This window comes from Streptomyces actinomycinicus (assembly GCF_016741775.1).
GTDB classification, from domain to species: Bacteria; Actinomycetota; Actinomycetes; order Streptomycetales; family Streptomycetaceae; genus Streptomyces; species Streptomyces actinomycinicus.
Map to the genome: position 1 here is coordinate 64,058 of NZ_JAERRK010000020.1, position 12,407 is coordinate 76,464.

Annotated in this window: 10 protein-coding genes; 6 read left to right on the plus strand and 4 right to left on the minus strand. The window is 72.5% G+C overall.

Annotated elements, in window-relative coordinates:
* Nucleotides 1-23 precede the first annotated feature (23 nt).
* Nucleotides 24-1,355 carry a wax ester/triacylglycerol synthase family O-acyltransferase gene (locus JK359_RS29695; RefSeq protein ID WP_201842150.1) on the plus strand — a complete coding sequence of 444 codons (1,332 nt, stop codon included), beginning with the start codon at nucleotides 24-26 and terminating at the stop codon, nucleotides 1,353-1,355.
* A 293-nt stretch (nucleotides 1,356-1,648) separates the two neighbouring features.
* Complete coding sequence (locus JK359_RS29700) at nucleotides 1,649-3,178, plus strand: SDR family NAD(P)-dependent oxidoreductase (protein ID WP_201842152.1); 1,530 nt, start codon at nucleotides 1,649-1,651, stop codon at nucleotides 3,176-3,178.
* Nucleotides 3,179-3,209: 31 nt separating this feature from the next.
* Here JK359_RS29700 and JK359_RS29705 read toward each other — a convergent pair whose 3' ends face one another.
* Nucleotides 3,210-3,605, minus strand: a complete 396-nt coding sequence (locus JK359_RS29705; protein ID WP_201842154.1) for a hypothetical protein — start codon at nucleotides 3,603-3,605, stop codon at nucleotides 3,210-3,212.
* A 489-nt stretch (nucleotides 3,606-4,094) separates the two neighbouring features.
* Here JK359_RS29705 and JK359_RS29710 point away from each other — a divergent pair, with 489 nt between their 5' ends.
* Nucleotides 4,095-4,268 carry a hypothetical protein gene (locus JK359_RS29710; RefSeq protein WP_201842156.1) on the plus strand — a complete coding sequence of 58 codons (174 nt, stop codon included), beginning with the start codon at nucleotides 4,095-4,097 and terminating at the stop codon, nucleotides 4,266-4,268.
* A 111-nt stretch (nucleotides 4,269-4,379) separates the two neighbouring features.
* Here JK359_RS29710 and JK359_RS29715 read toward each other — a convergent pair whose 3' ends face one another.
* The 3 genes from JK359_RS29715 to JK359_RS29725 all read right to left on the minus strand — a co-directional run bounded on the left by JK359_RS29715 (nucleotide 4,380) and on the right by JK359_RS29725 (nucleotide 9,045).
* Complete coding sequence (locus JK359_RS29715) at nucleotides 4,380-5,732, minus strand: amidase (RefSeq protein WP_201842158.1); 1,353 nt, start codon at nucleotides 5,730-5,732, stop codon at nucleotides 4,380-4,382.
* 153 nt (nucleotides 5,733-5,885) lie between these two features.
* Nucleotides 5,886-7,850 (minus strand): DEDDh family exonuclease, encoded by a 1,965-nt coding sequence (locus JK359_RS29720; protein ID WP_201842160.1) that lies wholly within the window; start codon nucleotides 7,848-7,850, stop codon nucleotides 5,886-5,888.
* Between the two features lie 184 nt (nucleotides 7,851-8,034).
* Nucleotides 8,035-9,045 carry a LacI family DNA-binding transcriptional regulator gene (locus tag JK359_RS29725; RefSeq protein WP_201842304.1) on the minus strand — a complete coding sequence of 337 codons (1,011 nt, stop codon included), beginning with the start codon at nucleotides 9,043-9,045 and terminating at the stop codon, nucleotides 8,035-8,037.
* Nucleotides 9,046-9,299: 254 nt separating this feature from the next.
* Between JK359_RS29725 and JK359_RS29730 the strand changes: the two genes are divergently transcribed.
* Genes JK359_RS29730 through JK359_RS29740 form a run of 3 tightly spaced genes read left to right on the plus strand, consistent with a single transcriptional unit; the run spans nucleotide 9,300 to nucleotide 12,382 of the window.
* The gene (locus tag JK359_RS29730) at nucleotides 9,300-10,586 is read left to right on the plus strand and encodes an ABC transporter substrate-binding protein (RefSeq protein WP_201842162.1); all 1,287 of its coding nucleotides are present in this window, start codon (nucleotides 9,300-9,302) and stop codon (nucleotides 10,584-10,586) included.
* 6 nt (nucleotides 10,587-10,592) lie between these two features.
* On the plus strand, nucleotides 10,593-11,480 hold the full coding sequence (locus JK359_RS29735) for a carbohydrate ABC transporter permease (RefSeq protein WP_201842164.1): 888 nt from the start codon (nucleotides 10,593-10,595) through the stop codon (nucleotides 11,478-11,480).
* Nucleotides 11,477-12,382, plus strand: coding sequence for a carbohydrate ABC transporter permease (locus JK359_RS29740; RefSeq protein WP_201842166.1), 906 nt, complete (start codon nucleotides 11,477-11,479; stop codon nucleotides 12,380-12,382). Before JK359_RS29735 ends, JK359_RS29740 begins: the two co-directional genes overlap by 4 nt.
* The last annotated feature ends 25 nt before the right edge of the window (nucleotides 12,383-12,407 follow it).

Here is a 12,407-nt window from a genome sequence, read left to right on the forward strand (position 1 = left end):
TCGTCGACGCGCGAGGCAAGCCCTTGACTTCCGACCTGCTCGCTCCTCTCGACCTGGCTTTCTGGAACATGGAGTCCGACCGGCATCCGATGCACCTCGGCGCGCTCGGCGTCTTCGCCGCGCACTCGCCCACCGCCGGGGCCCACGCCGCCGACCTGCTCGCCGCCCGCGCCGCCGCCGTACCCGGCCTGCGCCTGCGGATCCGCGACGTCTGGCAGCCACTCGCCTTCGGCGGCGCCCTGCGCGAGACCGCCCCGGACTTCGACCCGCTCGACCACGTACGGCTGCACGCCCCGACCGCGGACTTCCACGCCGAGGCGGGCCGGCTGATGGAGCGTCCGCTGGAGCGCGGCCGGCCGCCGTGGGAGGCGCACGTGCTGCCCGGCGAGGACGGCATGTCCTTCGCGGTGCTGTTCAAGTTCCACCACGCCCTCGCCGACGGACTGCGTGCCCTCAAGCTCGCCGCCGGCGTCCTCGACCCCGTGGACCTGCCGGAGCGCGCGCCCCGCGCCATCGAGCCGCCACGCGGCCTGCTGTCCGACGTGCGCAGGCTGCCGGCGCTGGTTCCCGGCCTGGTCAGGGGCGCGCTGTCCGACGTGGGCCGGGCCCTGGACATCGGCACCTCGCTCGCCCGGTCCACCCTCGGCATGCGCCCGGTCACCGCGCTGGCCTCCGCGCCCAGCGGCACCCGCCGCACCGCCGGGGTCGTCGTCGACATCGACGACGTCCACCTGGTGCGCAAGAGCGTCGGCGGCACCGTGAACGACGTCCTCATCGCCGTCGTCGCCGGTGCGCTGCGCCGCTGGCTGGACGAGCGCGGGGACGGCAGCGAGGGTGTCGCGCCCCGCGCCCTGGTCCCCGTCTCCCGGCGCCGCCCGCGCACCGCGCACCCGCAGGGCAACCGGCTCTCCGGGTACCTGATGAAGCTGCCCGTGGACGAGGCCGATCCGCTCGGACGGCTGGCCACCGTGCGCTCCGCCATGGTCCGCAACAAGGACGCCGGACCCGACCGGGGTGCCGGGGCGGTCGCCCTGCTCGCCGACCACGTGCCGGCGCTCGGCCACCGGCTCGGCGGGCCACTGGTCGGCCAGGCCGCCCGGCTGTGGTTCGACATCCTCGTCACCAGCGTGCCCCTGCCGGGCATCGGTCTCCGGCTCGGCGGCCACGAGCTGACCGAGGTGTATCCGCTGGCCCCGCTCGCGCCCGGGCAGGCGCTGGCGGTCGCGATCTCGACGTACCGCGGCCGCGTGCACTACGGGCTGGTCGCCGACGCGAAGGCCGTGCCGGACCTGGACGTGTTCGCGCGGGCCGTGTCGGACGAGGTACGGACGCTGCTCACGGTGTGCGGCCACTGAACCCGCCCTCCGGCCGGAGAGGGAGCCCCCCACCCGCACCACCCGTGCGGCTCACGTCCCCGGCTGCGGGTGGCCCCGGCAGGGCGATCGGCGTCGGTGGCCAGCTGGGGGTGTGGTCGTTGGTGCTGGTGGGGTAGGGGTGGCCGGTGGGGCCGGTGGTGGGGTGCCGGGGTTGCGTTCCGTGACCGGGGTGGACGGGTTTGGCCGTAGGCACGTGCGGTCCGTAAAATTCCGCGTTCGAAAGCGGGCGCGAGTCGGAGCGCTGCGCGGGTGATCAGGGAAGCGGCAGCGCGATGACGGTGACAGAGGACGGCTCTGCGTCCATGGAGGCCCCCACGGACGTCCCCACGGACGCCTCCGTGGACGAGATGGTCTACGGACCCGGCATCGACCCGGAGCGGCTGGCCGTGTGCCTGAGCGTGCTCGAGGAGCTGGACCGGATCGAGGTCGACCACCCCGACGCGATCACGGTACGCCGGGCCACCTCGCACATCTACCGCGTGGTCAAGCAGCGCCGCCGCCAGGAGCGCCGGGCCGCGAAGACCGCGCACGACCGCGCCGTCACCGAGGCCACCGCCACCGGCTCCGCCGAGCGCATCGACGACGAGACCGAGGGCATCCTGCCCTCCTCGAAGATCGAGGCCGGGCGGATCGCGGGCATACTCCAGCGCCCGCGTTCCTGCTACACCTGCAAGCAGCGCTACGTGGAAGTCGACTACTTCTACCACCAGCTCTGTCCCGACTGCGCCGGCGTGAACCGCACCAAGCGGGACGCCCGCGCCGACCTCACCGGCAAGCGCGCGCTGCTCACCGGCGGCCGGGCCAAGATCGGCATGTACATCGCACTCCGGCTGCTGCGGGACGGCGCGCACACGACGATCACCACCCGCTTCCCGAAGGACGCCATCCGCCGCTTCAAGGCCATGGACGACTCGGCGGACTGGATGCACCGCCTGGAGGTCGTCGGCATCGACCTGCGCGACCCCGCCCAGGCGGTCGCCCTCGCCGAGCAGGTGGCCGAGGCGGGGCCGCTGGACGTCCTCATCAACAACGCCACGCAGACCGTGCGCCGGCTGCCCTCCGCGTACGCCGCCCTGGTCGAGGGCGAGACGGCTCCGCTGCCCGCCGGGGAACTCCCCGCCCACCACGTCATCGGCGCCTTCAACTCCGGTGCGGTGGACGGCCTCGCCGCGCTGCCCGTCGGCACCAGCGGTCTCGACGCCCAGAAGGTCGCCGACCTCGCCCTGGTCGCGGGCAACGCCAGCGTCGCCCGGCACCTCGACGGCACCGCCATCGACGCGGGCGGCCTGCTCCCGGACGTCGTCGACACCAACACCTGGGTGCAGACCATCGAGCAGATCTCCCCGGTGGAACTCCTCGAGACCCAGCTGTGCAACTACACGGCCCCGTTCATCCTGATCAGCAAGCTCCGCCAGGCCATGGCCGAGGCCGCGCGGCAGGCGCGGAGCGGGCGCGCGTACGTCGTGAACGTCTCCGCCATGGAAGGCGTGTTCGACCGCGGCTACAAGGGCGCCGGACACCCGAACACCAACGCCGCCAAGGCCGCCATCAACATGGTGACGCGGACCAGCGCCGAGGAGATGTTCCGGACCGACGGCATCCTCATGACCTCCGTCGACACCGGCTGGATCACCGACGAGCGGCCCCACTTCGACAAGCTGCGCCTCGCCGAGGCCGGCTTCCACGCCCCCCTCGACCTGGTCGACGGTGCCGCCCGCGTCTACGACCCCGTCGTGCGCGGCGAGGCGGGCGAGGACCTGTACGGCGTCTTCCTGAAGGACTACGCGCCCGGCAGGTGGTGACGGAGCCCGCGTGACGCGCGCGGCCCGGCCGTCAGTCGACGGCGCCGAGCCGCGCGTGCCGGGCCGCCACCAGTTCCAGCACCGTGCGCCAGTCCTCCAGCACGCCGGCGTCGAAGCCCGCCGTCCGGCTCTCCTCGGCGGCCTGGCGCAGCCGCAGCACATCGTCGTCCGCGAGGCCCCCGTCCCCGCGTACCAGCCGGAAGACCCGCTCCCCGAGCAGGGGCCGCACCGCCTCCGCAGTGCTCCGGGCCCGCGCCGCCTCGTCGCCCGGGCAGAGCACCGGCCCGATGCCGTGCACCAGGCCCGCCACCTGGAGTTCCTTGTCGGCGGGGCGACCGCGGCGCAGCAGCGCCGCGGTCCGCAGCGCATGCTGGTGCCGGCCGGCGTACAGCAGATCCATCAGCTCCTCGACGCTGCGCAGCTCCATGCGTCAGTCCTTCCGCGAGACAGCCGTTGCCGCGCCAGCAGATCATGGCGAGCTTGCGACCGGGCCAACGGCACCTGAATTGCGCCGGGTCCGGGCGGCGGACGGGGGCCGACTCGCAGAGGCGTTCGCGCACGTAGGCCGAGTGGGTGAATCGTCGGGTCGCGCGAGTGATGCGGTTCATCGCAAAGAGCCCCATATTGGGGGGTATTGAGGGGGTGGGGGAAGCGTATTGGTTACACCATGTTTGCACTCCCTATCGAGCGGACGCCCGCTCATTTGGTTAACCTTGGGCGGACGGACAGCAGTACGGGGTCCACCCACACCCACCGTCCGTCCTGGGGCTAGCCGGTTCACAACGGCCTGCTCTGCCATGAAGTGCCGGCGCCACCGCGTCCGAACTGGCCTGACCCAGACCCGAGCGGGCGTCGAGCGCCGGAGCGCAGACTGTCCGGTACGCCCCGAGGGTGACCGACACATAAGGAGTGCGCGGTGACACCGGAGAAGACGAATCGCGAGCAACGCCCCAAGGAACGCGCGGAGCGCGGAGGCCGCCGGCCCGGCCAACTCGGCAGTCTCGAAGTGTGGGCCCGGTCCGCCCCGATCCGCCTCGCAGGATACGAGGACGACCTCGCCGAGCCCCACATCCTGCCGAGCGTGGACTGACCCCCGGGCCGGACCGCCGCGATCGCCGTGCGCATGGGCGTGGCAGGCTCACGCCCATGCCGATCAGGGACCCCGACAGCACGGCTCCGGCCGCGGCCCGCCCGCCGCTCGCTACGGCAGGTCCGCCACCGGTGCCGTCCGCCGCCACGGGAGCAGCCCTTCCAGTTCCTCCGCCAGGTCCAGCAGGACCGCCTCCGTGCCCGGGCGGCCCACGAGCTGCACCGCGCAGGGCGCACCCGAGGGCAGGGTGCCCGACGGGACGGACATCGCGGGCCAGCCGGTCAGGTTCCACGGTGGCGTGAACGGTGAATAGGCCGTGTTCGCAAGGATGTTGCGCAGCCATCCGCGCTCGTGCCACGGGCCGGCCTGCGGAGAGCGGCGGGCCAGCGCCGGGGTGAGCAGGACGTCGTGTTCCGTGAAGAAGGGCGTCAGCCGGTCGCGCAGCCGCTCGCGGCTGTCACCGGTGCGCACCGCGCGGACGAACCGCCGCCCCACGGTCGCGTGCACCCGGGTCCGCCGGGCGAGCCGCGCCCGGTCCAGACCTTCGGCGTCCACCGCCGCACCCGCTGTCCAGTGCCGCAGCGCGGTCACGCTCAGGGAGAGGGGGTACGGCGGCTCGGCGCGCCGCACCCGGTGTCCGGCCCGCGCGAGCACGCCGGCCGCCTGCCGGACCGCGGTCGTGTACGGCCGGCTCACGCTCACCCCGGCGAGCGGGCTGCGCAGCGCGACGGCGATCTTCCGGGGGGTCCGCTCCTCCTGCCGTGCGAACTCCGTGTCCGCCAGCACCGCCAGCATCAGCCGCAGATCCTCGACGGTGGTGGCCAGGGGACCGTTCTCCGACATGCCGAACCAGTCGCCGTTGCCGATCCCCGCCGGTACCACCCCGTACCCCGGCTTCAGCGTGACCAGCCCGCAGTTGGCGGCCGGGATGCGCAGCGAGCCCATTCCGTCGTTGCCGAGGGCCAGCGGCACCAGGCCCGCGGCCACCGCTGCCGCGCTGCCGCCCGAGGAGCCGCCCGCCGTGCGGGTGCGGTCCCACGGATTGCGGGCGATGCCGTACGGGCCCTCCGTGGTGCCGAAGATGCACAGCTCGGGCACGTTCGTCAGACCGACGGCCACCGCGCCCGCCGCCCGCAGCCGGGCCACCGTGACATGGTCCTCGGCGGCCGGGGTGTCCGCGGTGGCGGCCGAGCCGCTGCGGTACGACTCGCCGCGCACCGCCAGATTGTCCTTGACCGCCAACGGCACGCCCGCGAGCGGGAGTCCGGACAGGTCGGTACGGGCGGCCAGCTCGTCGGCCTCGGCGAGCGCCGCCTCCGCCCGGACCTTCCGGAACGCCCCGATCCGGCCGTCGAGCCGCTCGATCCTCGCCAGGTGCTCGGCCACCACCTCCCGCGGCGTGACCCGCTTCTCGCGGACGGCGGCGGCGATCTCGGCGGCACTCCGGCCGGCCCAGCTGCTCACGGGCGCTCCTCGCTACTCGTCGGTACGAACGACAGGTACCGAGAACTCTGCCCGCTCGGGCGACCGCACGTCGAGAGGGCGGGAGCGCCCCCGCGGGGCCGGTCCCGGGACCGGGCACCCCGGCGGTGCGAGGCCGGCGCGGTGCCCGGGCGGTCACTCCGCGACGTCGACACCGTAGCCGCGGGCCAGCGCGCCGAGCCCATGGTCGTACCCCTGCCCGACGGCGCGCAGGCGCCACAGGGGCCCGCGACGGTAGACCTCGGCGAGGATCATCGTGCGCTCCGTGGTCGCCGCATCCAGGGTGGCCTGTACCAGGGGCGCCGAACTGGTGCCCGGTCCGGCGCTGATCTGGACCGCGCCCACCTCCCCGAACGTGACGTCACCGTCGATCGCCGCCGCGACGACGACCTTGCGTGCCGAGGGCGCGAGCGTGGCGAGGTCCACGCTGATCGTCTGCTCCGTCGGGCCGTCGCTCAGGAGCCGCACCGTGCCGGCGGGGTTCTCCGGGGCACCGTAGAAGACGAAGTCCTCGTCGAAGGAGACCTGGTCGTCCTCGTCGAGGACGAAGGCGACCACGTCGATCTCGCACGTCGACTGCTGCGCCCAGCTCGCGGTCACGGTCCACCTTCCCCCGGTCGACTGTCCGGGTGAGCAGGGCAGATCGAGCACACCGCCACGGGGCACCACCAGCGCGCCGCCGTTGCGAGCCGGGCGCGGCAACGGGGTGACGACGGGGGCGTCGAGCCAGTCGGCCGGGTGCGTGGGCAGGCACAGGGAGCTGATCCGCGCCATCCGGCGGTCCCGCTCGCCCCCGTCGAGCAGGACGACGTCCGTGACGCTCGCGGACAGGTTGACGGCCGCCGCCCCGCCGAGTTCGACGACGCGGACCCGGCCGGCCACCGCTTCCGGATGCGTACCGCCGAGCACGAGCACGCGCCGCCCGGCCAGGAGCCCACGCGGGCTCGCGGGGCGCCCGGCCGGCCCCGGTCCGTCCGCGCGCTCGGCGGGGGCGGGCGTGGGAGACGGCGAGGGCGAGGGCGTCGGCGTGGGAGCCGGCGTGCGGGGTGCCGGTACGGCCGGCAGCGCGGGAGCGGCTGCGGCCCGGGGTCCGGCCGCCGCGGGTGCGGGTTCCGCGGCGACGGGTGCGGCCGCCCGTTCCGTGGCGGTGGGCGTGCTCGCGGCGGGCCCGGCCGTCTCGTGCTGCGTGCCGGGGCGTACGTCGCCGAGCAGACGCAGGAACGTGTCCTCGTCCAGGACCGGCACGCCCTCGGCCCGTGCCCGGCGCGCCTTGGCGGACGCGGACGACGTGTCGTTGGTGACCAGCGCGCTGGTGTGCCGGCTCACGGACGTCATCATGTTCAGTCCGGCGGCGACGGCCCGCCCGGTCAGCTCGGCACGCGAGGTGCGCGTCTCACCGGTGACGGCGATCTTCATGCCCTGGACCAGGGGAGCGCCCGGCATGAGCCGCCCCGGGTTGCGGAAGGCGCACGGGGTCTTCGGCGGCTGCGGCGCGAACTGCGGATCCTGCCGGGGAGGACAGGGCACCAGCGGCAACGGCACATCGAGCCGCGCCGCCTCCCGCAGCGAGGCACGCAGCACGCCCGCCAGTACCCGGGTGTCGTCCAGTGCGTCGTGCGCCTTGAGCTGCCGTACGCCGTAGTGCGCGGCGAGCGTGCCGAGCTTGAGGTCCTCGGTGGGCGGATCGACGCGCCGGTTCAGCGCCAGGGTGCACAGCCGCCGGGCGACGGGCAGCCAGGTCCCCGCACGCGCGAACTCGTGCGCGAGGAAGTCGTAGTCGAACTGGGCGTTGTGGGCGACCAGCACCCGGTCCCGGAGCATGTCGCCGATGCGCTCCGCCACCTGATCGAACGTCGGTGCCCCGCGCAGCCGCTCGGCCGTCAGCCCGTGCACGTGCACCGGTCCCGGATCGCAGCCCGGGTCCAGCAGGGTCGAGAATTCACCGGTCTGTTCACCGTCCGGCCCGAGCGTCACCACGGCGACGGAGAGCACCCGGTCGCGGCGCGGCACCAGACCGGAGGTCTCCACGTCCACCAACGCCCAGTCCAGGGCGTAGTCGTTCAGGCGGGACGGGGCGACGGCTGAAGGCGCGAGAGGCATGGGGGAAGGATGGTGTGTTCTTCACGCTTCCTTCAACCTGGATGCGTATTTCTCCCGATGCATCACCTTTTGCCGACGGAAGAGCGGCAGGGAAGGCGTCAACCGGCAGGGCGCGTCAACCGGCAGGGGGACGTCGACCGGCAGGGGGACGTCGACCGGCAGGGGGACGTCGACCGGCAGGGCGTCAACCGGACCGTGCGGCGGCGGTGCTGTCGCGCTCGATCAGCCGGGGGACCGGCACCCGCACCGTCCGGGCGGGACCGCCGTCGAGCAGGGCCAGCAGTTCCCGGGCCGCCGTGCGGCCGAACTCGGCGCTGTCCCGGGACAGGGCGGACAGCTGTGGTGTGACCAGGCGGCACAGCGCCGAGTCCTCCCACGACACCACCGAGACGTCCTGCGGGACCCGGAGGCCCAGCTCGGCCGCGGCGGCCACACCGGCCACGGTCATCACGTCGTTGTCGTAGACGAGAGCCGTCGGCGGATGCGCGCCGCCGAGCACGCGGCGGGTCACCGCGGCGCCCTCCGCGTCGGAGTAGTCCGTGGTCACCGAGCGGACCTCGGTCAGGCCGCGCCCCTCCGCCTCGGCGCGCAGCGTGGCGATCCTGCGCCGGGTGTGCGCCAGGTCGGGCGGTCCGGCGATGTGGACGATCCGGCGGTGGCCGAGGGCCACCAGCTCGTCCACGACCGAGGCCATCGCGCCCGCGTCGTCCGCCCACACGGTGGAGGGCCCGGGATGCCGCTCGTCCGGTGCGCCGCCGATCACCACGGCGGGCAGGCCGAGTTCGTCCAGCAGGCCGGGGCGCGGGTCCTCGGCGCGCGGGTCGGCGACGAGGACGCCGTCCACCCGGTGCTCCGCCCACCAGCGCCGGTACACCCCGCACTCGTCGCCCACGTCCTCGGCCATCTGGAACAGCAGGCCCAGGTGCCGTTCGGCCAGCACCTCCTGGATGCCGGAGACGAGCTGCAGGAAGAACGAGTCCACGCCCAGGGTGTGGGCGGGGCGGGCGAGGACGAAGCCGACCGTCGCCACGCCCTCGCCGGACAGGGCCCGGGCGGCCGTGCTGGGACGCCAGCCGAGCTGTTCGGCGACCCTGCGGACCCGGGCGCGGGTGGCCTCGGAGACACCGGGGCGGCCGTTGAGCGCGAAGGAGACGGCGCTCTCGGAGACTCCGGCCCGCCGGGCGATGTCCTTCATCGTGGGCCGGCGCGCGGGGGACCGTTTGGTCGACACGTTGCTCCCCCTTCGGGAGGATGCTTGCTAATGCGCTTGAGTGTCAAGACCCTAAAGCGCATTAGCAATTGACCGCAAGCTCTCGGCCAAACACCGCTGACCTGCACTGATGAAGGCTGGATTTCTTTAGCTCGGACGAATGCATTGACTTTCTCCGAACGGCGGGGGCAAGGTCTCTGGCGCCACCGACAGTCCGACCCAGCAAGGGAGCCGTGTCCGTGCCCAAGTCCCGCAGAACCCTCGCCGCCGCTGCCGTCGCCCTCATCCTCCCGCTGAGCGCCTGCGGTTCGGGTGATGACGACGGCGGCACGCAGGACGCCTCCGGAAAGGTCGAGGGCGACATCACCTTCCAGACCTGGAATCTGCGCGCCAATTTCAAGCCGTACTTCGAGGACCTGATCGCCGGCTTCGAGCACAAGTACCCCGGCGCGCACGTGAAGTGGGTCGACCAGCCCGCCGAGGGCTACCCCGACAAGCTCAGCGCCGACGCCGCCGGCGGCACCCTTCCCGATGTCGTCAACGTCTCCCCGGACCTCGTCGCCCCGCTCGCCAGGGCCGGCCTCGCCCTCGACCTCGACAAGGCCGCGGCATCCTTCAAGTCCGCATATCTGCCCGGCGCCTGGGCCAGCCATCAGATACCGGGAACCAGTGGCACGTACGCCTTCCCCTGGTACCTGAACACCGGCCCGCTCTTCTACAACAAGGCCCTGTTCCAGAAGGCCGGACTCGACCCCGACCAGCCGCCGAAGACGTACGACGACCTCTTCGCCGACGCCCTGCAGATGGCGAGGAAGAGCGACGGCAAGGTCGCCACCCTCGCCAACGTGCCCACCATCGAGGACTTCGGCCGCTACGGCGTCCCGCTCATGAACAAGGAGGGCACCGGGTTCGCCTTCAACGATGCCAAGGGTGTCGAACTCCTCACCGAGTACAAGCGGTTGTACGACGCCAAGGCCCTCGATCCGCAGGCGCTGACCGCCACCCCGGAGTCCTCCGGCAAGAAGTTCCTCACCGGAGCGGTCGCCATGAACCCCGGCAGCGCCCTGGACCTAGGCAACTTCAAGAAGAACGCGCCCGGCCTGTACAAGAACATCGGCATCACCGACCAGATCACCAGCACCGGGCACGCCAACATGTACGTGATGGGTGTGATGGTCAACTCCCGCACCGAGCACACTCCCGCTGCCGTCGCCTTCGCGCACTTCGTCACCGACGCGCAGCACCAGATGTCCTTCGCCAGGAAGGTCGCCATCTTCCCCAGCACCGCCGGATCCCTCGACGACCCCTACTTCACCGAGGAGGACGGCACCGACGAGACCCGGGTGCGGATCGCCGCCGCCAAGTCGCTGAAGAACGCCGTCAACTACACACCCGTGCTGTTCAGCGACCAGATGAAGACCGCGCTGCGCAACGAGGTCGCCAAGGCGCTCCAGGGCAAGGAGAGCCCGAAGGAAGCCCTCGACAACGCTGTCGAGACCGCCGACCGGCTGCTCCGGCAGGGCTGACCCCCCATGGCCACGCCCCTTCGCATCAAACGCCAACGCCTCTTCAGCCCCTGGCTGTTCGCCGCCCCCGGCCTGCTGGTCACCGGCACCTTCGTGCTCTACCCCTTCGTCTCGACCCTGGTGAACTCCCTCACCGACCGCCGTACCCTGCTGCCCGGACACTTCGTGGGCCTCGCCAACTTCCGCGAGCTGCTCCACGACGACATGTTCTGGACCGGCCTGCGCAACAGTTCCCTGTACGTACTGGGAGTCGTACCGGCGCTGGTCGTGCTGCCGCTGCTGCTCGCTCTGCTGGTGCAGAAGAACATCCCCGGCATCACCTTCTTCCGGTCCGCCTTCTACACCCCGGTCGTCGCCTCGATCGTGGTCGTGGGACTGATCTGGGTGTGGCTGCTGGACGAACGCGGTCTGGTGAACTCGCTGCTGGAGACCGTGGGGATCGGCCGGGTCGGGTTCCTCAGCGACCAGTGGCTGCTCCTGCTCAGCGCGATGGCGGTCACCGTGTGGAAGGGCCTCGGCTACTACATGATCATCTACCTGGCCGCGCTCGCGAACGTGCCGCGCGAGCTGCACGAGGCCGCCGCCGTGGACGGCGCCGGACCGGTACGCCGCTTCCTCTCCGTCACCGTGCCCGCCGTACGGTCCACCATGGTGCTGGTCGCCGCGCTCTCCTCGGTCGCCGCGTTCAAGGTGTTCTCCGAGGTGTACCTGATGGCCGGCCCGAGCGGCGGCCCGGCCGGCGAGGACACCACCCTCGTCATGCTCGTCCAGCGCACCGGCACCGGCCTCACCGGCCGGGTCGGCTACGCCTCGGCCCTCTCCGTCGTCGTGTTCGCCGTCACCGTCGTCCTGATGCTGCTCGTGCTGCGCGCCGACCGCAGGGAGGAGACGTGAGCGTCCTGGAGAAGGTACGGCCCGAACGGCCGGCCACCGTGCCCCGCGAGCCCCGCGTCACCGACGGGCACGGCCGCCGCATCCGCACCGGCGAGCTGGCCCTGCGCTACCTGCTGCTCCTCGCCGTGCTCGCCCTGACCGTCGGCCCGTTCCTCTGGCAGCTGTCCACGTCCCTGAAGGGCCACACCGAGGACATCTACAGCTCACCGCCGTCCTTCCTGCCCGGCCACCCCACCCTGCACAACTACGCGCGCGTCGCCGACACCGTCCCGGTCTGGGACTACGCCCTGAACTCCCTGAAGGTCGCCACCGCCAACGTCGTGACCAACTGCGTCGGCTCGGCCCTCGCCGGATACGCCCTGGCCCGGCTGCGCTACCGCGGCCGGCGCGTCACCACGCTCGTCTTCGTGCTGGCCATGCTCGTGCCCGTCGAGGGCATCGTCATCGCCCAGTTCACCACCATGCGCGAACTAGGCCTGAACAACTCGCTCGTCGGGGTCGTCCTGCCCGGCGCGATCGGCGCGATGAACGTGCTGCTGATGCGCAACGCCTTCCGCAACCTGCCCTACGAGATCGAGGAGGCCGCCTACGTCGACGGCGCCGACGTCTGGCAGCGGTTCCTGCGCATCGCCCTGCCGTCGGTGAAGGGCACCCTCGCCGTCGTCGCGATCTTCGCCTTCATGGGCGCCTGGGACGACTTCCTGTGGCCGCTGATCGTGCTCAGCGACCCCTCCAAGTTCACCCTGACCATCGGACTCAACTACCTGCACGGCACCTTCGCGGGCGACGAACGACTCGTCGCCGCCGGCACCGTGATCGCCGTGGCACCGCTCATCGCCCTCTTCGCCTGCCTGCAGCGGTACTTCTTCCGCGGGGTCGGCGAGGGCGCCGTCAAGGGCTGACCCGCGCCAACCGCCTCCGCAAGGA

What these genes read in the sequence shown, in the direction of transcription:
- JK359_RS29700 (WP_201842152.1), top strand. Translation starts at nt 1,649, where the DNA reads ATGACGGTGACAGAGGACGGCTCTGCGTCCATGGAGGCCCCCACGGAC.
- JK359_RS29720 (WP_201842160.1), bottom strand. Translation starts at nt 7,850, where the DNA reads ATGCCTCTCGCGCCTTCAGCCGTCGCCCCGTCCCGCCTGAACGACTAC.
- JK359_RS29735 (WP_201842164.1), top strand. Translation starts at nt 10,593, where the DNA reads ATGGCCACGCCCCTTCGCATCAAACGCCAACGCCTCTTCAGCCCCTGG.
- JK359_RS29725 (WP_201842304.1), bottom strand. Translation starts at nt 9,045, where the DNA reads ATGAAGGACATCGCCCGGCGGGCCGGAGTCTCCGAGAGCGCCGTCTCC.
- JK359_RS29705 (WP_201842154.1), bottom strand. Translation starts at nt 3,605, where the DNA reads ATGGAGCTGCGCAGCGTCGAGGAGCTGATGGATCTGCTGTACGCCGGC.